The sequence below is a fragment of the Mariniblastus fucicola genome (assembly GCF_008087665.1).
GTDB classification, from domain to species: Bacteria; Planctomycetota; Planctomycetia; order Pirellulales; family Pirellulaceae; genus Mariniblastus; species Mariniblastus fucicola.
Genome location: NZ_CP042912.1, coordinates 1,836,720 through 1,859,347, shown reverse-complemented (window position 1 = coordinate 1,859,347; position 22,628 = coordinate 1,836,720). Strand labels below are relative to the sequence as shown.

The following is a 22,628-nucleotide window of genomic DNA, read 5'->3' as shown; positions in this document are numbered from 1 at the left end:
ATTCATTTTGCAAACTGCCCTAAAATCAACGTGGCATCATCGCCCATCAAATTCTGAGGATTGATCGAACGGATTCGCTGTCGCAAATTTGAAATGAGACATGGACCTTTCTTCTCAGGCGACTCGTTAAGAACTTGTAACACGCCGTCTATGCCAAGAAGGTCGTGGTTGGAATCGAGCGATTCGGTCAAGGCATCGCTGTACAGAAGAAACATGTCTCCGTCTTCAACAGCGATATTTCTCGTCGGGAAAGATGTCGAGGCACAAATCCCGAACGGAACATTGGCAAGTGAGGTTTCGTTCCTCAAAGCCTGTTCGTCAATTTTGTACCACTGCATTGCTGACTGCCGAAACAAAAGCGGATTCGGATGCCCTGCAATCCCAAGAGATAATCGTCGCTGGTCAACGAAATAACTGGCCGCGACCGCTGTTGCGATTTGATCCCTGGGGGATGATTCAATGAACTCTTCGTTCATTCGCTGAACGAAATTGGACTGACTCTTCTGATTGACATTCTTACGAAGCGACCCTCGCAAAGAAATAGCCCTCCCCGCAGCCTCCTCACCATGACCGCTGATATCTGCCAGCATCAAGCGAGTCACTCTCCCAGAATCATCGGAATGACAACTGGTGACGTAGTAGACATCACCGCCTCCAATCCGACTGTTGTGAAATGGTGAGCTGTCAACGTAAATATCGAGACCGTGGGTTCGATAAGCCTTGCTAGTCGCAAGGTTGCTCCCCACGATCTCGGTGCAGCGCATCTGGTTCGATTCAAGTTTCATTGGAATGATACTGTTTTATGGAAGTGGTGTCTGGCTTTGACCGCAAAGTCTCAGTCAGAATAAACAGCAAATCCCAAAGCCGGTTTTCGGCCAAGATTCCGCATACCCCGACGCTGTACTTTTCTCTTGATAGCCCGTTCAGCCCTTCTTACGGCGCGAGAAATAGCTCTGGAAACAGAATCTTCCTGCACCGACGCCACGACGTCTTTCATTCTTCGCAATCGAATGAGCAGTCGGCACCGTTTGTCGACTCCTCCCCTGGGACCATTTACGTCTTTTACACAGACTTCTACTGAGACGATATCGGCCTCGAATTTGGAAAACACGGCGCCAATTTTGTCGGCTACATTCGCGACGGCAGTTTTCCCCAGCTTTCCCTGCTTGTTGTTGAAAGTAATGTTCATCAAGTACTCTCCGGTGCAAAAAAGTTGACGAGTGTGTTCAGCAGCGGAATACGCTTCCGTCTGGCCGAATCCACGGATTTTCGTGGTGGCAGTGGCCCGAGTTGATAGCGGTCCGCTGCTATAGACGCCTACGGATGGGACGACAAATGGTTCCGATAGATATGTTGGTTTTTAAGTTCAAAACAAAACGCCTGAGAACCGAAGCAACAACAGCTAAGCACGACCTGAATGGACGCGGTTTCAAACAAAGAAGCCGTCTAACGCTCACTTGAAATGGACGATTTCGCCACTCGAATAACTCTGACTTGGCCAGCCGGTTTTTGTTCGCAATGAAACAAAAAAACTGCCATTTGAATTCGCTCATTTTACCTTCGAACCAACTACGATAAATCATTTGGCGCCTTCCTGGATTGGCGCCGTATATATTGTTGTGACTAAAACGAAACGCGATATTGCATTGAAAAATGTGACACCAGTCCTCCAACCCGATAAATCACTCCGGTGAACTTGCGGTTACTTTTGCTTGCCGAAGAATAGCGAAACGCGATGCCAGCCCCGGCGCTGTTTGACAAATTGATTTTCATGGCGTCAACGCGGCCAAACACGAGCGGCAAGGCACTCACATTTATCAAACAGTGCCAAGCAGAATTCAGATTTGCTCCGAGAGTTGACTGTTGCGGATAGATCGCGGTTTCTTTGGTGGTTGCATAGAACTAAGACCGTCTCTTGCTGAATATTAAATGTTCAAGATACCGACTTATGAAAGAAGCACTGTCTTGCTGTTGTTTGCTTTCTCGTTGGTGATTGCGACGTCTTACATTGTCGCGCGAACGATTGGCGACAGTCTGTTTCTCTCCCGCATCGGCAACGAGCATTTGTCATTGGTTTTCGTGCTTTCGGGAATCTTTACTGCGATCGTTGCATCAGCCTGGTATCTGTTAACCAAAAAGTACAGTGTCGCCACGACGATTCAGGTTTCAAGCTTCTGCTTCGCAGCCTTTACGCTGACCGCTTTTGTCTTGCTGCCGAAGTATCATCATTCCTTCTGGCTTCTTGCTGCAATCTATTTGATGGCGGACATCAAAGGCTGCATTAACGCAATCAACATAGTCTTAGCCCTCAACACGAAGCTAGGTCGTGAAGCCAGCAAATCTGCCTGGACTGTGGTCGGACTGGCTGCTCCGATTGCCGCAGTATTGGCCGGCGGAGCTTTGGCTTTGGAGTCAGCGGTCCTAAGCATTCAAACCTGGTTGATCGTTGGAATGTGCCTTGACGTCGTTGCGATGGCGATCGGGTTCGGGCTGAAGTATCAAGCCAACATAAAAGCTGTTCTTGCCGTTGGTAGCGATCAAGCATCTTCCACGACGAAGCCCACCGCTTTCAAAATCCCGGATTATCATTCGCCTTTATGCTCGAAAGCCAAGACCTACGTTTGCTCAGACAAGTTTCGCAAATGGATCGGCATTCTGATTGCGGCCAAAGTCATCGTGCTCACGATTCTTGCGTTCGAGTGGAAGTCTGCGGCGAATACCGTTTTTGAGGGGCAGACAACGAGCCTGGTTCAGTTTTTTGGGATTTACTACGGCGTCGTTGGTTTCGCGACGATCGTACTTCAGCTGCTTTTGACAGATCGGTTTCTGTCGGGAAAACGATTGACGGTTCCTGTCATCTTGATGCCGGCGATGTTGTTATTCGTGTCGGTGTCTATCTTCCTGAGCCCGTCCGTCGTCATTGTGCTTGTTTTCGCCACAATAGGAAAGTCCTTGGACGCGTGGAGGCGAAGCGTACACGATACGACACTTAACTTTCTCTACACAAGGATCCGACGTGGTCAGCGGCGATTTGCGATTTCGCTGAACAGCGGGTTGATCAAGCCGCTGGCGGAAGTCGCTGCCGCTAGTGTCATATTTCTGGGAACACCCGTTGCCTATCGTTCAGTGCTGGCTGCTGTTTTGTTGCTATGGGTTTTTGCCGGATATCGGTTGGTCCGGCTAGTCAAATCAACAGACAAAATAACTGAGGCGAAGCAATCTACTTTGTTTTCCAATCTTGTCATTCGACTCAATGCCATTTTCAGGAGTAAAGCAAAAGAAGACGGCAGAAGAATTCATGCAGACCCGATCGACGGACAGACTTACTGATCCCGGACTTCAATTCACGCCTTGTCTGCTGCGGTCCTCCGATCGAATCGAACCATGAACTTGCTCGCTATCGCTGAGATAGCCAACCCGTAGCCAAGGTGCACCACGGGTCGAATCGGTATCGCATAGCGTCCTAAATGCTCCCAAGTAAGCATGACCAATAGGCTATCGAGCAACAGAACGACGATGAAAACGCCTCGCAACCTACCGGTGAAAAACGTACAACCAATCAGACCAATGACGACTAACCAAATGTTGGCAAGTTGCAATGGAAGTGAAACTGATGTGTTGGAGAAACCCCAATGGCTAAATCCGCGATACCCCATCAATTGCGGAATCAAGTTCCAGTTCGCTAAACACCAGGCCTTTGTTTTTCGCATACTTTCCTGGCCGGTTATGTATTCAAGATCGGCAAGCTTGATCGTTTCCATATCGACGTCTTTTTGAACTTCGATCTGGTTCTGGTTGAAAACTTTTTCTTGCCAATGTCCAAAGTTCTCAAGTGACTCATCACAATACGCGGCGACGAACCCGCAGGAGCCTGCGGTGCCGAACGGAGTGAAATGGCCAGTCGTTTGACAATTTCGAATCCACCAAGGCATAGCGAACACGGTTGCCGCGGCAAGAAACGCGAAGAGGTGCTTTTGCTCAAACAAATTCAGCCGAGTTCGAATAGCAGGAACCCAAAACCCAATCAACGAAACGACCAAAACCAAATACCCGAGGCTCCAGATTCCTCGGGTCAGCATCAACGCCGCAAAGCTGACGCCTGCAATCGCCCACAGCAAAACGGATGCACGTTCGTATGCATTTACAACCAGCACGAACGTTGTCGCAAAAACGAGTATCGCCAGAGACTCTGTCGCCAATGTTCCTGCTGAATTCATCACCGAGTAGTCGAAAGCCAATGTTGTCCCGGACGTAAGTGCTGCAAAGTAACCCCAGCGCGACGCAGAAAACGTCAGCAGCAGCGCAAGGCCAAGGCCTACAAAAATGCATCCGAATATCCGGGCAACGTTGTAGCGATGACCGAAGGTGCGATAAATCAACGACAACGCATAGGGGTACATTGGCGAACGAAGCGTTGTCGGGCCTGTGCCTTTGACGGGACGCAGCCAACCGTAGTCCAGATCCACGCGATCACTCTCAGGGGGCGAAGACTGCAAGTACGAATCGCGCCAGGGCTCGACATCGAGGTCGACTGCAAAGCCTTTGCCGCGGTTGATATTGAAGGCAATGTTGTCGTAGAAAATTCCATCAACATTCCAGGGCGCAGGCGGATCCGCCTGCTCACCGCCGCGACTCGCTGTCCAAATCATTAAAACGCTAAACGTTGCCGCGAACGCGATCGCGAATACCTTCATCCGAAAGGATGGATCATCTCCTGACAACTGGTCGCTCGCCTTTCTCATTCCTGTTTCACAGCCATTTCACGCAGCAATTCGCCACACAGAATCATAGCGCGACCGTTATGATAGGCGCCGTGCCAGGTGGACGTTCGCGAAGTATTTGCATGCGTGCTTCCGTCCGCGTGTCGACTCGCCCACCAGCCACCACCGTTTTCAGCCGAAGCGATTTGATATTGCTCGACAAAAGCAAACGTTTTGTGAAACACGTCCATGTACTTTTCGTCACCGGTCAGTCTGTACATTTCCAGCATCGAAACCAAAGCTTCTGCCTGCGTCCACCATTCCTTTTTGGTGTCGTCCGAGGCTTCACCCAGAGGCCCGGAATAGTAAAATCCACCGTGCTCAGCATCGAATCCGAATTTGATACTGTGATCAACCGTCGCCACGGCCCAGTTCTGTAGCGGCTTGATCGACCAACCGATTTCTCTGGCCGCGTCGAACACCAGCCACGCACATTCGACGTCATGCCCATAGCTGGCTCGCAAGTTAAAGTCCTCCTTGACCATCTGCCAATCGTTGGTCCACCGATCGATGTTGCAAGGATGTTGCGGGTGGCGAACGGTCGACGTGTTGATCACGATCAGTTCCGCGATACGCTCCTTCAGCCGATCGCTCGGCGCGGCCCGAAACAGTTCGGTGAAGGCCTCAAGAATGTGCAAGTGTGAGTTGTAAGTTTTCGTCCCGACCTCTCCGACAAATTTGGGCTCGTTCGGATCCGTGATCTCCGTCCAGTCCGCGTAAAAGAATTCACGATAGCCGCCATTCTGTTTGTCGTAGGCTTTCTGCTCGAATTTCTCAAACAGATTCAACGCCGCAGCCAGCGCCTCGCCGTCGCCGGTCGCGTTGTAGTAGGCAGCAAGTCCGTACATCGCAAACGCATTCAAATAGATGTGCTTTCGCGTATCAAACTCTCCACCGTCCATCGTGACGCGACTGAAATAGCCGCCGTTTTCTTTGTCCAGAAAATGCGTTTGCAAAAAGTCAAAGCCAGACTTCGCGGCGGCCAACGCTTTCTCTTTTTCGATGTCGTTTTTGACAAGTTGACAGAAGAACCACATCTGCCGTGTCTGCAGCGTCAGAAACTTGTACTCCGATTCGCAAAACTTTCCTTCTGCGTCAATCGTCTCCAAATAGCCGCCGTTTTTTTCGTCAACGCAATGCGGCAGATAAAAGTCAACGATCGACTTTCGAAGATGAGCATCGCATTGATCCGCGAGGGCAGTCAGGTCGCCATTGGCGGTATCCTGAGCTCTGCCCGATGTCGTCAGAACGGCAATCAATAGAAAAATTGCGAGTGAGGATCGCGGAATCGCAACGTGATACATGGTGGCCTTTCGGGTTGGTGGAAACAGATTTTAACCGAAGGCGTACGAGCGGTCGAACTTTAAAACGCGACGGCGTCGATACGCTAGAATCGCGGCAATGAAACTCATTCCAACGCAACCAGATCGTACGATTTTGCTGCTGGCGATTTTGTACTCCATGGCAATCTTTGTCCCCAGTGCATGGATCGAAATGTTCGGGTGGGGCGGTGCCGCGACGGCCAACGCGTTCCTGGCAGTGTTCGCATCGCTTATCATCCTTACCGCGACCATCGCCGGGACCAAGCGACAGATTCTGACTGGCGTTTCGCCTTTGCTGGCGATCGCAATTGCGTGGTGGGTATCGGATTCCTACGACCTCACGGGGCTGACCGACCGCAGGGTCTACCGAGCCAGCGGAGAGATGAGGGAGCTCTACCACGGCGAGTTCGTGGACGCGGCGATAGCGCTTTCTGCTTCGGCCGCCGCCATGTTTGTGATTTCGTTCGCGCTTTCTTTTGTGTTTGATCGGTTAATTGGAAAAGTCGCCTCTCGATCGCAGCCCTTGGCCGAAATTGAAGATGGAACCGAAGCTGAATCTGAAACGAAATCCGAAATCGGCAAGAAGCCCAAAGGTCAGTTCAGAGCCATGGCGATTCTGGCGGCGTGCTTGTTTGTTGTGCAGATTTCGATCAACGGCGTCGGCTCACGTTTTGCCAGCCAGCTACTGGGCGGCAAAGTCGAACTGTTTGCGGCAGCGATCTTTTCGATAGCCGCTTTCGCGGTTGCCTGTCGTTTCTCGACGTTGAAAAGCGCGGGCGTGATGCTCGCATTTACGATCGCGATTGTATTCGCGGGCATCCAGTGGGTGGCTGTTGAGTTGAAAGCCGAAGTCGATCCGACCATGGCGGCGACTCTTTGGGTTGGCGTTTTTGCCACCTTCATGACGGTCTGGATTCTTGTCGGTCACACGAAAGAAAAAGCTGACTGGCGTCCTGGATGGTTGGTTCTGATTGCGATGGGCCTGTTGGGAACTTCAATTTGGGTTCACAGCAACTATGACACTGGCTCGTTGTTGTTCAGTCTCGATCGGTTCGATTTCGGGATCGCCAAAAAGGTGAAAAATCTGGACTCGCATCCATCGGTTCGCGTCAGAATGCAGTCTCAGTATGCACGCCGGTCAAGTTGCGAAGTCGTTTTTGAGAACGGAGCTGACGTCGATGATTTTTTCACGACCAACCCGCTTCCTGACATTCCGATGATCCTTACGATCTCCGGCATGCCGGATTCGGTGGACTTGTCGGAGCTCGAACCGTTAACGCTGATGGCAATCAAAATCAAAGACAGCCAAATCTCTACCAGTCAGCTCGCGAGCCTGACCATTGCCCAAAAGAACACGGGGCTACAGTACATCTATTTCGAAAACTGCCATTTCGTACCGGAGCAACACACGTGGCCGGCTTCGATCGTCCCTCGCTACTATTTGAGTTCCGTTCCCAACGGAGAATGCGTCAACTTTTTCGACGCGATCAAAGACTTGGCGGCAGTAGAGATCCTGATGAGCGAATTCGGCAACGGCAGCGAGGATGCGAAGGCGATTGCGAACGCGATTAACGCCCGCCCGGGAAAAATTTCGCTGGCCTGCTGGCAAGCCAACCTCGCTCTCGTCAGAGAACTGGGCGGATCCAGCGAACTGTCGAAAGTTCAACTTGGCTCAATTGATTTCGACTCGGCCGATCTCCCCATGAGTCCCGACTCCAAAAAAGTGGCGGCACCGAAGTTAAACCTTCTGTTCAACAGTAATGTCAACGCGGGCGTGATGCTGGCTAGTGAAGAACTGTTCTGGGATTTATATGTGGGCGGCAAAGCGGCCATGCAAGTATCGTGGGTCAACGACAAACAGGTTACTCCGCGTGTTCCTGTCGACCTCGATGACGACAGCCTCCGCGATCGCCACTTCGTTTATGACGACAGCCGTCGAGGCGATCCGATCACGAAACTTTTCCTGCCCCTGTTTGACGCGGAGATATTGGAAAACATTTCGGTGCACCGAAAACTTCAAACGCTTTCATTGGACAACTCCTGGTCGAAAGTCAACTACAATTTTGAGCGACCCGATGGGCGAATCGACTTTTCACAGCTGAACCAGCTAACGGATCTTCGCGAACTCTACCTTCCTCCGTGGATTGCCAGCTGGGACATGGCGGGGCTAAGTCAGCTCAAGCAACTTGAGACGCTGCAAATTAATTCGAGCACCGTTGGCTTCAACGCTGCGAATTTCCCGAAATTGAAGCATATCATCATTCCCCTACTGGAACCGCCGAAAGACCAGTTGCTCGTGGATCTGGCGGCTCACGAAGGTCTTGAAAAGATTACGTTGATTTCAGCGATACAGCTTGGTGGCCCGAGCGTGGAACAACTGGACGAAACGGTTAGACTCGCCGTTCCCGGCGTTGAAATTGAGTCCGTCGCGGCGATCGACAGGCAGATCCCAGAAGACTTTTTGCAGCACGTTGAACGAGTGCGCCAGCAATGCAATGACAAGTATCTCAAGTGAACTTTCTGCGGCCAAAATGTCGCACTGCATTCCAGCGACGCTTCTCGGGCACTTTTTCGCTAAAAAACGGTGCGTTCGCGGGCCCATTTTTCTTGAGTGCGACAATCCGGCTACAGCGTGAGGCATCATTGAGTTATTCTGTGCGACTGTTAACCGGTTAAACCACCAGAAAGATGTTTTGTTTTGACTCAGCCGCTGACCCATTTCGACGACCAAGGCTCCAGCCGAATGGTCGACGTCAGCCACAAAGATGACTCGCGAAGAGTCGCTGTGGCGCGGGGATCAGTGCGGATGAAAAACGAGACGGCGGCTCTGATTCAGAATCGCGAACTTTCCAAAGGCGATGTCATCGGCGTGGCTCGGGTAGCCGGGATCATGGCCGTGAAACAGACTCCGAATCTGATTCCGATGTGTCACAGCATCCACGTCGATTCGGTGGACATCGAATTTGAGTTCACGAGTGAAAATGAACTGACGATCACGGCGACCGTTGGAGCGACCGATCGGACGGGCGTCGAAATGGAGGCGCTGACATGCGTTTCGGTCTCGGCACTGACGGTTTACGATATGTGCAAAAGTGCCGACAAGAATATGACGATCCGGGAGATCGGGTTGGTCAGCAAAACCGGTGGCAAGTCAGGCGACTTTGTCCGCAGTTGAAGGAATCAGCGTGTCGAACGTAATCGGACAATCAGTTTCAAACGAACCCGAAGTCGGTGTGGCCCTTTCTGGTAACGGCCGCGCGGGCACCGAAAGTTCGCTTTTCAATGTTTACGGCGTGATCGCGAACGAGCTTTCGCATGTAGAAGCCACGATTTCGAGCGAGCTGCAGAACTCGTCCGCGGAAGTTGAATTGTTGCTTAGCCACAGCCGAAGCCTTGGTGGCAAGCGTTTGCGTCCGGCGCTGTTGCTGCTGACCGGAAAAGCAGTCGGGACGGTCTCCGAAAGTCACATTTTCGCGGCGGCGGCTCTGGAAATGATTCATCTGGCGACACTGATCCATGATGACGTGCTTGACGACGCCAAGACCCGACGGCACCAGGAAACCGCTCACGCAAAATTTGGGACTCGGCCAGGCGTTTTGCTGGGTGACTATCTGTTCACGCATTCGTTCTCGGTTGGCAGCAAAGCGAACTCTATCGAAGCAATCAAAATGTTGGCTCAGGCCAGCAATCTGGTTTGCGAAGGCGAGATCAAGCAGAACGCCTGGCAGTCAGATTTTTCGATCGACGAGCCAGCTTATTTGCAGATGGTTTCTGAAAAAACCGGCGAGCTGTGCGCGGCCGGGTGCGGCATCGGAGCGGTTCTTTCCGGGGCTGACATTGGAACGATTGAGAGTTTCAAGTCTTTCGGTCGTGACCTTGGCGTCGCGTTTCAGATCATCGATGACGTTCTGGACCTGGTGGGCGATGCGGAAACCGTCGGCAAAACTTTGGGGACTGATTTGCAGAACCGAAAGGTCACGCTGCCGGTGATTCACGCTCTCGCCACACGCGAAGGCAAGGGTCGCGATTCGCTGTTGACGATGCTGAATGCGGAAACGGTTTCGGTGGCGGAGGTCGTTTCGGCTCTAAAGGAAACGGGCTCGATCGATTACGCTCGCGGCGTCGCCAAGTCGATCGCAGAGCGTGCGGTTGGTTTCGCTGCGGCGTTGCCTGAAAGTGATGCGTCCAAGTCGCTGGGCGCGATCGGCCAGATGATGCTCAAACGGACTTTTTAGTGTCCCGCAGCTGCTGTAAGTCGGCGTTTGCTCACCAAGGCACTTGGAGCCGATTCGTCGGTCTGGGACAGACCGCCCTACTGCTTCGGACCATGCGTTCAATCTGGGTCAGAGCAACTTACTGGGGACATACGGTCGATCTGGGACAGATCGAGCTACTTTAAACAAGTTTAATCAACGCGAACTTCTTCTTGCCGCGGCGCAACACGATAATGGATTCGCTGGCTTTATCCGCCGAAGTCAACTTCGTTTCGATGTCGTCCCGGCGGACGTTATTGACATATACACCGCCTTCTTTGATCGCGCGGCGAGCCTCGCCCTTGCTTTTGCAAAGTCCCGCCAAAACCAGTGCATCAATCAGCCCCAACCCCTCTGCTTCAAGCGTTGCAGCCGAAAACTCGGCGCTCGGAACGTCGCTAAAGATCTCGTTCAGGTCCGTGTCCGACAGGTCGCTAATCTCCGCACCGAACAGAACTTCCGAAGCCAAACGAGCTCGTCTAAGCCCGTCTTCGCCATGAATCAGCGTCGTAACTTCTTCCGCCAGACGAATTTGGCTCTCGCGCTTCGCAGCATCAGCCTCTCGCGATTCTGCCAACGCCGTGATCTCTTCTTCCGACAACTCCGTGAGAAATTTGAGGCACTTGTCCACGTCCGCGTCGTCAACGTTGCGCCAGTACTGAAAGAACTGGTACGGTGACGTTCGTTCGGCCGACAGCCAGATTGCTCCTGATTCCGTCTTGCCCATTTTGGCTCCGTCAGACTTCGTGAGCAGCGGACAAGTCACGCCGTAAAACTGTTTTGAAAGCATGCGACGGCCAAGATCGATGCCCGCAGTTACGTTCCCCCACTGATCGCTACCACCGATTTGCAACTCGCAATTGTGGTCCTGATTGAGGCGAACAAAGTCATAGGCCTGGAGCAACATGTAGCTGAACTCGGTGTAGCTGAGCCCTGCATCGCTCGTCAGTCGACTCTTGACGCTATCTTTCCCGAGCATCACGTTGACCGGGAAATTCTTGCCAACGTCTCGCAAGAAGTCCGTGTACGAAAACCCTTTCATCCAATCGTTATTGTTGACCAGCACGGCCGCGCAATCTCCGGAATCGAAATCCAGCAAGTGCCGCATCTGAACTTCGATCCCCGCGATGTTTGCCGCGAGCTGATCAACGTCCAACAGGTTCCGTTCAGCACTCTTGCCGCTCGGGTCTCCAATCATTCCAGTCGCGCCACCGACCAGGGCGATCGGACGATGCCCCGCTTTCTGGAATCGACGCAACATCATCAGCGGCAACAGGCTGCCAACGTGCAGACTTTCCGCCGTTGGATCGAACCCGGCGTAGAGCGTCCTTGGGGCCTCGTTGAGCCATTTTGGGAGTGCATCGTCGGCGGTGGTTTGGTGGATCAGTCCACGCCACTGAAGTTCAGCGAAAATGTCGGTCATCGATTTGTCGAGTTGAAAATTGCGGGCTTTGAGCGAAGCAATATAACTCGATGAGCAATACTCGCCCATGCGGGTTCAGGATTGAACCAAAAATCGAGCGGACACTATTTCGGCAAATGGTCGATCTTCAGGATGAGATCTTCTTCAGCAGTAGCTTCTGTAACTTCGACTCGAAGATCCGTCTTGCGATGATCAAGGTACTTGCTTGCAGCCTCAAGCCCATGATCGTGTTTGACTTTGCCGTGAAGATTCTGCACGGACTGCATGATGACGACGGTATGCCACCCTGCCACAGCGCCTTCCCGGTCGCCGGTCCTGAGCGAAAAAGTGCCGTCTTTATTGATCGTCGATCTGGCTGTCACGATCGGTTCCGACTCGGATCGAAACTCGATCATACCAAAGCGGGCCGTCGAGTCGTCCTTGTTGAATTTTACAACCCCGCGAACCGCGTGATACGGTCGTCCACCATCACCACAGCCGCCAATCACGACTGTGCAGATCACGAGGATCGCAAAACCAATTGCAAAACGAATTGGCCAGTTGTTAACTCTACTCAACTTCACCGACGACTTCCCCGTCTCCACGATGACAAAGGTTGGCAAGAACGATCGAATCCAGATCATTGCTAACCGCACCCGTGCTGCCGTCGGCACGCACAAAGTTGCACGTCCCAGGGTGATCGCTTCCGAAACCAAGCAACGTGCCGCCCGGTGGATCGTCGCGAGTCAAAATCGGAACACCAGGCCCACCAAGCCGCGAATGGCCGTCAAGCTCATTCCCGTTGAACAGCGGCCCGTTGTAAGGCGTCTTGTTCAATTGGCCCTTCGGAATGTGCATTTCGCCCGCAAGGAACGTGTTGCTACTTCCGTCAATCACGTGAACGTAACCGACTTTGTCTGCCCAACGACCCGTGATGGTGGTGTCCTCATTGAGCAAAGGCTTGCCAGTGACAATCACTCCGGTGCCTTTTCCTGGATTGTAAAAATCAGACGCGGCTCCACTGGAACCCGGCGAAGGATCACCATGGTTTCCGGCATAGTCTCCAACAGCACCGCCAGAAACGGTGTCGATCGAAGTACCACATCCGCAACCTCCGATTCCACCACTGATCACGAGTGAGTCAGGAGCATTGGCGTCGTCAATGGAGTGACGTGAAGGGCAAAGGAAAGTACCAATTGGCGTTGAAACAGCGACTTCCGGTTGAGCAGAATACTTTGACGTAAGATCCCATTGCGAGTAGAGATTACCTTGCTCAACGAATGGCAAAATTCTGACGTACCACGAATCCGGACCGTTTCTTGAGAACAGCGGCAACACCTGATTGGAGTTCGCGGTCCTGGCAGGCGGAAAACAATCGTGAGCGTCGTGGAACAAAATCGTCGCCAAACCAATTTGACGAAGATTGTTCATGCATTCCGTTCGGCGAGCCGCTTCACGAACGCTTTGAACGGCGGGCAAAAGCATCCCGATCAGAATTCCGATGATCGCAATCACCACCAGCAGCTCAACAAGCGTGAAACCACGCAGTCTCTGTTGTTTCATTTCCATCACTTTGGCTCTAAATTCAAGCGGGGACAAAGTTTCGCTATCCATTATTACACACTCTATCGTCAACGTAACGATCTTTTGTTTTTGGGTTCGGCAAATTCGGGCAAAACCGGCAACCGACGTGAATCTCCCGCCAAAAGGCACGCGAATCGTGCGAAATCGAACCTCCAGCGGATCGAAATCAGCTTCCGCGGCATATTTGCGCAGCTCGGCAAATTGACGGTTTGACACCTTATCCGCTTCATCTTTATCGATACACCGGCGTCGAGAAGAAGCCGTAAGTATTGCCTGTCATAGCACGCGTCCGCACCGAGCCGGCGACGCGATCCGTACAGTACGCCCTCACATTTCTTGCCACCGATTCAAGAAGTACAGTTCGAATTCATCCGCGCAATTTTGGAGGATACAGCTGATGTTTTCCCTAATTGGCCGTCGAAACGCAGCATAGCCATCTCAACCGGGACACTTTCGAGAATTCCACAGTCAATTCTGTGAATCTGTTCGCACCCAAGGTGCTATTAACACACGACATTCGGGCTCAGCGGTGTCTAAGAATGAACATCGCCGAATCGCTACGCATAAATCTTGATTAAAGGCGTGATTGTCTGTGACTGTGAATCTCAGATGATCAACTGACTTTTTTCATTTTTTGACGATTTTACATGAAAAATAACATGAAGAATCGGTAAAGGCCGCACGTCCCGCATATATTGGGGGCACTTCCACTATTGGCTCAGTCAATTTATTCAACCTCGTCTTTTACAAGGAACTACATCATGAAGGGAAGAATTCAGAAGCTAATTTGCTTTTGTGCTGCCTTGACTGCATTCGCTCTAGCCCCGTCTTTGAGCAATGCGGACACGCTACTCATCGTTGACTTGACCGTCGACAATGAAGTCACCGTCACTGCGACTGCTGGTCTTTCGGATATCGACGCTTCAGACACAGACGTGACTGGAATCTATTTCGACAACTTTTACGGCGTTGCCGGTGATGCGCTCACGGCCACACTTGTTTCTGGTGATCTCGTAAGTGCTGGCACGACTTCCGATGGCTCTCCTGAGCTATTCCGCGGTGGCGGAGGAACCGACACTGGATTGAACTTCTGGTCTTGGACGAATGACGCAACCAGCACATTCACTACTGGTTCAGTTGCTTTCACCGGTACGGCAACCTGGACTCTGGACAGCGTCGACTATGACGACATGGTAAATGGGTCCTCTTCTGGAGATCTTTATTATCCAGCCGACACATCTGACGACATCGCCGGGCTGACTCCACTTGGAACATACACTGTGATCACTGCAGTGCCTGAGCCTGGAGCACTTTCTGTCCTGGGACTTGTCCTTGGTGCAGGATTCCTTCGCCGTCGTCGCTAGAGCTCAGCTTTTCGAATTAAGCTCAGCTTTGCGCTAGATACTTGAAGGCCGGATTTTTCGAAGTCCGGCTTTTTCTATGCGCTTTGCGTTGGCAAAGATGCATGAACAATGCATCGAAAGCAGGCCACATGGCCGTGAACCTATCGACTGGTCGCGGGCTCAGTGATCGGGCTGGCAAATTTATAGCCGCGAAACGGAACGCGGCGACTCTCGGACGAAGAATAAACAGTCACGAACCCATCTTGGACCGTTAAACCCGTTTCATCGGAATCGTAGTTGAATCCAATGATGGAATACGATTCAAATCGGCCGTCCTTGTTAGCCAACGCTTCTTCAAAAAACACCTCGCCAGCCGTGATCCATATAAGCCTGCCTGGCCCGGCGTAGATTCCAACGTGGGGGCGACGGGAGACGATTTTCGAGAAATCGCCGTCCTGCAGATGCTCGGTATAACCAAGCAGAAACCGAAGACTGCGGCCCGATTCGTCGAAGCCGAGACAATGATTGACTCCGTAGCCGTCTCCAATCCACGCATACTGCCAGCCGACTTGAAACGCGGACAAGTCAGCAGCCAGGGAATGCTGGTCCGGCTCGAAAACACGGCTCCAATGATGATCGACGTCGAAGTCAGCCCATCGTCCGTACCATTTGCCCTCGAACGGCCCGAAAACCTCCGTGGCTGTCGGACATTCGGACGTTCCACGAATGGCGGACTCGAAATCTACGCTGGAAAAATCGAAAAGGTCCGGAGATTCTCCACGGTGATGCTGCCGGTATTGATCCGCGAAACGAAGTGCAAGTCTTTCAAGGACCGCGGCGCGACTTTCCGAATCGGTCTGTTGCAGAAACGAATCGCGAAGCTTCAATGATTTCGCAATCGATTCAGAGACCAACTTTTCGAGTGGACGTCCACTGGCTGAAAGCTCTCGGATTCCCCGAACATCAAGGTTCAGCACACCATCACGCGAAGAATCGACGATACCGAAGTCGCCTGGCTTAAAACTGTCGCCGTCATGAAACGTCTCGACGGAAACCTGGTCGTCGACAAGACGCACCAACGTCACAAAGCCCCTGCCGCGAACCGTTGCCAGATCGCCAGAAATTTCCAGGCAGGTTCGTTCGTCGATTCCGACGCCCGTTCTACCGTTGGACTCTCGAACCGCGTTCATTAGACGATTGAGCCGCGAACGGTTCAGGAAATGCTGATCAACGATTCCCTTTGGAAGGAGATCGAAGCCCGTGCTCATCTTCGGCACCGTTCCGCCGCTCGCGATCATCGCTTTGGACATGATTGCCGCACCCGCCGATGAGCCACCGATCGCACCGCCGCGAAGGAGCAGCCGTTTCATCGCCGCCTCGGTTTCAGTTCCGACGTAAGTATCACCAAGTCGCTGCTGAACCCCGCCGCTGATAAACACTGCGGTCGCTTTCTCGATCGGCGACACAAATTCGAGAGAGTCCGCGGTCTGGCGATCGTGAGTGTGCAAGAGCTCGACATTTTCGATGCCTCGCTTCCGCCACCTGGATTTCAGCTCGGCTTCCGTCGGTAGATTGTCATCGGAAGTGGCCGTTGGGATCACGACCAACCGAGCCTCCGCTCCGCCGGCCGATTCGACGAATGACGAGATCGTGCCATCGACGCCTCCACCACCGTGCAAGAAGAGCTTTCCCTGGTGGCCCAACTGGCCGACCGAGATATTGGTCGACACGAGCAGCACAAGAGCAACGATCGCAGGAACGGCAATGGGAAAACTGAATATCTGATTCTTCATCGCCGCAATCCGCTTACTTGCCATACCCACAACCACGCGAGGTGTGTCGTGACCAGGATGAACACACTGAACCAAAAAGTAAACTTTGATTTCCACGATAGTGGCAAACGCTTCCTGAATACCCCGTGAAAAACGAAGATCGCGGCCAACCCCGGCAGGACGGGAATCAGCAAGCAACCGATCGCGAACAGCATTCCCAAAATCATCTGCGACTCAGCACTAACAACATCCGGGTCGACTTCCTCCTCATCGCGTTCCGCCAATCCAATCGCTCGAGGTGACTCGTACGGATTGTCGCTTTGTCGGCCAAGTCGATCCGAATCCACCCTCGGCAATGCCAGAATCTCGACAGCGTCGGCGGTTGCGGGAAACGGCGCCTGGACTTCCGCCCGAGCCAGCCCACATGACCAACAGACATCAAAGCCGCCTTCGACTTCCTCCAAACACTTGCCGCAGAACCAGGGATCTTTCGTTGGTGCCGTAAACGAGTCCCGGGTCGCCTGAATGATCGCTGCAGCGTCATCGGCATCTTCCTGACGCACCAGAATTTTCACGCCACTAATTACAGGTCCCGCGGCGAAGCCAAACGTCGTATTGAGCGCGGCTCCATCCAGAGTCGCGAAAACGCCCTGCTCCTCCAACGCATTCCTAAGCACGTCAGCCTCAACGACCGTCGCACACACGGCCACCGAAACGGGTTTGGCTGGATCTTCCATATCACGCACTCTCAAAACTTTCTGGATAACAACCAAACAAACTTCCCACCAAACGCAGCTCGCATGGCCATATCGGCCAATTCGAAGGGAGGATATGCGCCGGGATTATCTTTGTGATAAGGATGCACTTATTTTATGATTAACATTCCCCGCCTCAGCACCGTTCGGTGTCTTTAAGTAATAGCAAGGAAGAAGAATCGATGCCTGACTCCTTTCGAAGCACGATCGTCAATGCTCAAAAAGGTGAAAGTTCAGCAGTCGAGTTAATTGTAGCTGAGTTTTCGGATTTGATTCAGCGAGAGTGTTCAAGATACGGGCTGAGGCAACATCCGGAACTGAGCCACGCTGACCTGTATCAGGAAACGTTGGTTCACGTGTTGAGACAGATCAATCATTTCAGCCAGGCCGAAGCCTCTGAACCTCGTGCTGCGTTTGAGCAATGGGTTCGTGTTACCACGAGGAACCGGTTGAGCAATCTTGAGCGGCATCGGAACGCGAGGAAACGCTTTCCGGCAAACGGATTTCGAAAGAATGACGGCGCAGGTACGCCACCTAACGAATTTCGGGGCACGTCGAAAACGGCCAGTTCGATTTTCGAGAACGATGAAAAACACGTACGGCTAAAGAGAGCCATGAACTCCCGAATTGACAAGCGGGGAAAAGAGGTACTACTCCTTCGCGTCGTCGAAGGACTCACATTGAAGCAGATCGCGATCTGCATGTCGTTGAGTTACGACCAGGTCCGGTATTCCTACGACCAATCGCTTGCCGAGCTCCAAAAACATTTGGACAGGTGAGTCCCACCATGGAGAAAACTGAATGTCCTTTACTATCTCGATTCCTGTCAAAGACAAACCTCGCGGCGTTGTTATCGCGGACCACGGCTATCCCGACGCGTTTGAATTTAGTGACAATATTGCTTCGATCGTTGAGTTCGCGTTATCGATAGCCGGTGATACATCGGTTGCGTTTTGGCTGCCTGCGAATGCTTACGCAACGATTACGGTGTTCAAACATTTTAATGAGCACAGGTCGCCGCAGTTCTTTTTCAACTATGAAGTTTTTCACTGCAACACTTTGTATAGCGATCAGGACCGCCTGGACCTCGTGATTTCGGATGAAGCCAAAGACAACCACCTGAACAGAAAGAGTGTTTGGTTCATCGAGTGCCCGACCAAGTCCGGAAATTTCGTCCAAATCTCGTGCGATAGCGGTGAATATGCTTTTTGCGATGAAGGAACTGCAGTTTGCAAACCCATCCACAAGGTTGACCCCAATGGCGATTGATTGGAAACTTGCTGAGCAGTTTGTTCAAGACAACGAACTTTGGCAGGCGTCATGAGTGCTGACGAACCTAACGAGAACGAGGACTTGTCCGAGGAATCATTCGCGCAAATCGAAGAGATTTGTGACGCGTTTCTGGTTCAACTCAAGACTGGTGAAGCGGAGGGATATCAGAATCTCGTCGACTCACATCCTGAACTCGCACCGCAACTGGAAAGTCGCCTTAAAATCATTGAGGCGGTTTTTCGAATTGCGACTTCCGACTCCAAGAACGGATCCGACCCCAAGAACGGATCCGAATCTGCGAATGGATCTGGCTCACAAGCTACGTCGGGCGACGCAGAGGACGGTCGACTTGCTGACGATTCAGAGCAAAGCACGTTTCTGAATCCGCACGAACGAATCGTCTATCGCCAGAAAGCGAAACGAATCGGCTGCCCGCACTGCGGCAACGTCGTGCAATTGGTAGAGGGTGCCAAGGCGGAGGTCACTTGCAACAGTTGCGGCAGCAACGTGACGGTCGACAACGAGGCCACGGCTACCGATTTGCAGAACATTCCGGCCTTGATCGGACGGTTCCAAGTCATAAGGCTGCTTGGAGAAGGATCTTTCGGAGCGGTATTTCTCGCGCACGACCCTCAACTTCGGCGTGAAGTCGCGATCAAAGCGCCGCGAGTGGGCTATTTTCAGACCGCTGGCGAAGAACAGCGATTCCTTCGCGAGGCCCAGAGCGCGGCCAAACTTCACCACCCGAACATTGTCCCGGTCTACGAAGTTTCCCAAGACGCCAAGAATCCGTTCATCGTCAGCAAGTTCATCGACGGCATTACACTTGGCGACCTCGCGAGCAACGGGCTGCTGACGTTCAAAGAAATCGCGAATCTCATGATTCAGATCTGTGACGCGGTGAACTACGCGCACGAAAATGGCGTCATCCACAGAGATCTCAAACCTGGCAACTTGCTTGTTGACCACCAGAAACAGGCGTTTGTTGCTGATTTTGGGTTGGCCCGGCGCGACGACGCAGAAATTACCATGACCGTTGACGGGATGATCCTTGGAACGCCCGCTTATATGCCTCCCGAACAGGCGGCCGGTATGCACGATAAAGTCGACGCCAGAAGCGATATCTATGCGTTAGGTGTAGTGCTGTACAAGCTGATCACGAGAGAGCTTCCGTTTTCCGGAACGCGGCGGATGCTGTTGCATCAGGTTATCCACGAAGAACCTCGCGGCCCGCGAAAACTCAACGACAACATTCCTCGCGATCTCGAAACGATCACGCTCAAAGCGATCTCCAAGTCGCCAGAGGCCAGATTCCAGTCTGCCAAAGAGCTGTCGGATGAGCTGCGAAGATGGTCTTCGGACCAGCCCATCCGTTCACGTCCCGTCAGTGCTGCCGCAAAGCTGTGGAAATGGTGCCGAAGGAACCCTGTGGTGGCGACGCTTTGTGTTTCCGTCGCGGGACTTTTGATGACTGGTTTCCTATACGCCCAGTATAAAGCGATCCGCGAAGCGTCGCTGCGATCAATTGCCGATGCGAACGCGGGCGAAGCAATCGAACAAAAAAAGCAAAGTGAAGCGCGGCTGCACCAGATCTATCAGCAGAAAGCTCACCAGGCGTTTGACGAAAACCGATTGATCGAGGCAGGACACTGGTACTCAAAATCGCTGGAAATCGTGGATCGTGAAAGCGATCGTGAGCGAGTCCGAATGCTTTTTGACCGGATTCCGGCGTTACAGGGTGCCTTTCCGGCCGACTCAAAAGTGAGCGCGATCGTGTTCGAGAAAGATGACAGGTTGCTGGCCATTGGGACGGTCGAGGGAGAAGTCCAAGTCGTCAACCTCGCGACTCGAGAAGTCGTCTTCAGGCAAAAAATGGACGAACCCTATCCGGTTTTCGACATAAAATTCCTGCTGTCAGGCAGCTCGATTGCTTTTCGCACCTCCCGCAGCACCGTGCAAATCTGGGACGTGGAGAACAATCGGCTGGTCAAAGAAATCACTCATCAGGACCCGGCTCCGGTGCTAGTCACTGACTCAGAAGGTAAATTTCTGTTTACCGGTGGAGACGGCGTGGCGCAAATCTGGAATGTTCAGGACGCAAGCCTCGTTCGCGAATTTGACCAGTGGGAGGCAATCAAAGACGCCATTTTCATCGACGATGCGAAAACCCTGATTGTTCAAACTCAGGGAGATTTCTTCGAACCGACGACGAACCGCAGCGTCTGCGAACTTAGCTCAACGAATATCGAATCGGGCGCTGTCGCATGGTCCCAAGAGCTTCCCTTCCCAGCCAAACTGAGCCTCACGGCCTCCGGAAAACGGATTGTGTCGGTCAGCCAGGCAAAAAGGGTTAGTATCCGGGACACGGTTTCGGGCGAGCAAATTGGCAAAACGATTGAGCCTCCAGTTGCTTCCGTGACTCAATGCATCCAAGCCGACGACGCTCAGGTTACTCTCATCGTCGACAGCGATACGGTTCAGACGTGGGATTATTTGAAAGCAGAACAGGTCGGCGTGCCGCGGAAGTTCGATTTTGACTCAAAAAAGGTTGCCCACAGCCGTAACGGGAAAGTGCTCGCGGTTGCAGAGAACGACGGATCCATTCGGTTTCTTGATCGCATCGACCTGACCGAGGTCGTATCCCGCGTCCCCAACCACGACGTCTCGCCTCGGATGGTTTTCGACATAGCCGGAAATCGCATCGCGATTGAAGGCAACGGCGTCGTGCAAATCTGGAATCTGGCGGCAGGCGTTCCTGAATATATTGAAATTCCCCACGAAGAGCGGGTCTCCGAGATTCGATTCTCACCCGACGGAAAACGCTTTTACACCGCCGGAGACAACGGCCTTGCGATGATCTGGGACTGCCGAACCGGTGAGCGCATTGGGGCAGAAATGAAGCAAGAGGACTCGATCAGACGCTGCGCAATCAGCTCTGACGGACAACTTTTCGCGACGGCAAGCCTCGACAACCAAGCCATGGTTTGGGATGCGGAGTCAGGTATTCCATTTGGTAAATCTCTGCCGCACCCGGCCGCCGTCACATGCCTTGCCTTCAGCCCTGACAATAAACGGCTTATCACAGGTTGCGGAGACGGCACGATCTACTGCTGGAAAATCTCGGCAAACCTACAGCAAGTCCCCAAGCCAGTTTTCACGATATCGCACGAAAGCAATGTTGGAACCGTCAGGTTCGATCCCTCTGGCAAGTTCATCGCCAGTTCCAGCCATGACGGATTGGAAGCTGGATCGAACCCTGCGAGGCCCAGTCCAGACGGATCAATCCGATGCTGGGATGCCGAATCCGGCGTCGCGAAGTATGGCCCCTTCAAACAGCCCGGAATCGTACTCGACTACTCGTTTAGCCCGAACGGAGAACGGCTTGTCTCCAGCCACCAGAATGGGAGCGTTTGCGTGTGGAATGTTCAAACGGGGGAGAAACTCCAGTTGCTCGACATTAACTCGGATGCCGCTCACGTAGAATTCCCCACAGAATCAAAAATCGTCACCAGTGACTTTTCAGGCCGGACAATCCTGTGGGAAAAACGCTCCGACTCGTTCGTTAAAACGAACCAACTCGTTCATCCGATAGCGACCGATCACAACTACTTCGATATCGATACAACACTACAACGAGTCGCAGTCTGCGCCGGGAAGGAAAGTGGAAAGCGCGGGTTTCTATTGCTCTGGCAGCTAGACGAAGACCGACTGCTCGCTCCGGCGATGGTTCACCCAGACAACGTCCTGTTCGCATATTTCAGTCCGACCGGCCAACAAATAGGTTCCGTTTCTCAGGACGGCGTTGCCCGAATCTGGAATCTCTCCGCGACGCACACGTTGTCGGAATCGGCGAATGTTTTTGAAGTACTCCACCGGCTCACGCAGCGTGACCCTCGAATACCCCAAAACGACTTCGTCTCCGCGACCAACAGGATCCTCGCTGACGAGAACCACCTGTTCGAAGTCGGCAATCTTGCGAACCGCATCTGGAAGAAAAGGTTTACAACGGCAGGTCCATCAAGTGCCATTGAAGAAAATTGAATTGGAACTTCAACCCGTTTCAAATTCGATACCAGCGACGACCAGCCTTCGCATCGACGCAATTCAAGTCTGTAAAAATATCCAGAGGGCGCCGACTCTGACGGATACTGGCTCAGTAAAAGGC

17 protein-coding genes are annotated in these 22,628 nt (G+C 52.6%); 8 read left to right on the top strand and 9 right to left on the bottom strand.

Annotation, left to right across the window (positions count from 1 at the left end; genetic code table 11):
* Positions 1 to 2 precede the first annotated feature (2 nt).
* A complete protein-coding gene (locus tag MFFC18_RS06855) occupies positions 3 to 785 on the bottom strand; it encodes a PP2C family protein-serine/threonine phosphatase (protein ID WP_075083200.1) in 783 nt (260 codons plus the stop codon).
* Positions 786 to 835: 50 nt separating this feature from the next.
* Complete coding sequence (locus MFFC18_RS25770) at positions 836 to 1,189, bottom strand: HPF/RaiA family ribosome-associated protein (RefSeq protein WP_084416925.1); 354 nt, start codon at positions 1,187 to 1,189, stop codon at positions 836 to 838.
* A gap of 740 nt (positions 1,190 to 1,929) precedes the next feature.
* Between MFFC18_RS25770 and MFFC18_RS06845 the strand changes: the two genes are divergently transcribed.
* Positions 1,930 to 3,330 carry a hypothetical protein gene (locus MFFC18_RS06845; RefSeq protein WP_075083198.1) on the top strand — a complete coding sequence of 467 codons (1,401 nt, stop codon included), beginning with the start codon at positions 1,930 to 1,932 and terminating at the stop codon, positions 3,328 to 3,330.
* 14 nt (positions 3,331 to 3,344) lie between these two features.
* Here MFFC18_RS06845 and MFFC18_RS06840 read toward each other — a convergent pair whose 3' ends face one another.
* Positions 3,345 to 4,742, bottom strand: coding sequence for an ArnT family glycosyltransferase (locus MFFC18_RS06840; protein ID WP_075083197.1), 1,398 nt, complete (start codon positions 4,740 to 4,742; stop codon positions 3,345 to 3,347).
* Positions 4,739 to 6,064, bottom strand: a complete 1,326-nt coding sequence (locus tag MFFC18_RS06835; RefSeq protein ID WP_075083196.1) for an AGE family epimerase/isomerase — start codon at positions 6,062 to 6,064, stop codon at positions 4,739 to 4,741. Before MFFC18_RS06835 ends, MFFC18_RS06840 begins: the two co-directional genes overlap by 4 nt.
* 97 nt (positions 6,065 to 6,161) lie before the next feature.
* On the opposite strand from MFFC18_RS06835, the gene MFFC18_RS06830 reads away from it, so the two are divergent.
* The 3 genes from MFFC18_RS06830 to MFFC18_RS06820 all read left to right on the top strand — a co-directional run bounded on the left by MFFC18_RS06830 (position 6,162) and on the right by MFFC18_RS06820 (position 10,317).
* Positions 6,162 to 8,597: a hypothetical protein gene (locus MFFC18_RS06830; RefSeq protein ID WP_075083195.1), complete on the top strand. Its 2,436-nt coding sequence runs from the start codon at positions 6,162 to 6,164 to the stop codon at positions 8,595 to 8,597.
* A 183-nt stretch (positions 8,598 to 8,780) separates the two neighbouring features.
* Entirely contained in the window at positions 8,781 to 9,257 is a 477-nt protein-coding gene (moaC, locus tag MFFC18_RS06825; protein WP_075083194.1) for a cyclic pyranopterin monophosphate synthase MoaC, read from the top strand.
* A 10-nt stretch (positions 9,258 to 9,267) separates the two neighbouring features.
* Complete coding sequence (locus tag MFFC18_RS06820) at positions 9,268 to 10,317, top strand: polyprenyl synthetase family protein (protein WP_157665074.1); 1,050 nt, start codon at positions 9,268 to 9,270, stop codon at positions 10,315 to 10,317.
* A gap of 160 nt (positions 10,318 to 10,477) precedes the next feature.
* Here MFFC18_RS06820 and tyrS read toward each other — a convergent pair whose 3' ends face one another.
* From tyrS to MFFC18_RS06805, 3 genes are all read right to left on the bottom strand, one after another.
* Entirely contained in the window at positions 10,478 to 11,758 is a 1,281-nt protein-coding gene (tyrS, locus tag MFFC18_RS06815; protein ID WP_075083256.1) for a tyrosine--tRNA ligase, read from the bottom strand.
* A 104-nt stretch (positions 11,759 to 11,862) separates the two neighbouring features.
* On the bottom strand, positions 11,863 to 12,261 hold the full coding sequence (locus MFFC18_RS06810; protein ID WP_148618691.1) for a hypothetical protein: 399 nt from the start codon (positions 12,259 to 12,261) through the stop codon (positions 11,863 to 11,865).
* Between the two features lie 46 nt (positions 12,262 to 12,307).
* A complete protein-coding gene (locus MFFC18_RS06805; protein WP_162273913.1) occupies positions 12,308 to 13,300 on the bottom strand; it encodes a DUF1559 family PulG-like putative transporter in 993 nt (330 codons plus the stop codon).
* A gap of 782 nt (positions 13,301 to 14,082) precedes the next feature.
* Between MFFC18_RS06805 and MFFC18_RS06800 the strand changes: the two genes are divergently transcribed.
* The gene (locus tag MFFC18_RS06800) at positions 14,083 to 14,685 is read left to right on the top strand and encodes a PEP-CTERM sorting domain-containing protein (protein WP_084416922.1); all 603 of its coding nucleotides are present in this window, start codon (positions 14,083 to 14,085) and stop codon (positions 14,683 to 14,685) included.
* A 140-nt stretch (positions 14,686 to 14,825) separates the two neighbouring features.
* Here MFFC18_RS06800 and MFFC18_RS06795 read toward each other — a convergent pair whose 3' ends face one another.
* The gene (locus MFFC18_RS06795; RefSeq protein ID WP_075083191.1) at positions 14,826 to 16,457 is read right to left on the bottom strand and encodes a cyanophycinase; all 1,632 of its coding nucleotides are present in this window, start codon (positions 16,455 to 16,457) and stop codon (positions 14,826 to 14,828) included.
* On the bottom strand, positions 16,454 to 17,173 hold the full coding sequence (locus MFFC18_RS06790; RefSeq protein WP_075083190.1) for a hypothetical protein: 720 nt from the start codon (positions 17,171 to 17,173) through the stop codon (positions 16,454 to 16,456). Before MFFC18_RS06790 ends, MFFC18_RS06795 begins: the two co-directional genes overlap by 4 nt.
* Before the next feature lie 200 nt (positions 17,174 to 17,373).
* Here MFFC18_RS06790 and MFFC18_RS06785 point away from each other — a divergent pair, with 200 nt between their 5' ends.
* The 3 genes from MFFC18_RS06785 to MFFC18_RS06775 are packed head-to-tail and all read left to right on the top strand — an operon-like array spanning position 17,374 to position 22,504.
* Positions 17,374 to 17,970: an RNA polymerase sigma factor gene (locus tag MFFC18_RS06785; RefSeq protein WP_075083189.1), complete on the top strand. Its 597-nt coding sequence runs from the start codon at positions 17,374 to 17,376 to the stop codon at positions 17,968 to 17,970.
* Positions 17,971 to 17,992: 22 nt separating this feature from the next.
* On the top strand, positions 17,993 to 18,460 hold the full coding sequence (locus MFFC18_RS06780) for a hypothetical protein (RefSeq protein WP_075083188.1): 468 nt from the start codon (positions 17,993 to 17,995) through the stop codon (positions 18,458 to 18,460).
* 51 nt (positions 18,461 to 18,511) lie between these two features.
* Positions 18,512 to 22,504, top strand: a complete 3,993-nt coding sequence (locus MFFC18_RS06775) for a protein kinase domain-containing protein (protein ID WP_075083187.1) — start codon at positions 18,512 to 18,514, stop codon at positions 22,502 to 22,504.
* The last annotated feature ends 124 nt before the right edge of the window (positions 22,505 to 22,628 follow it).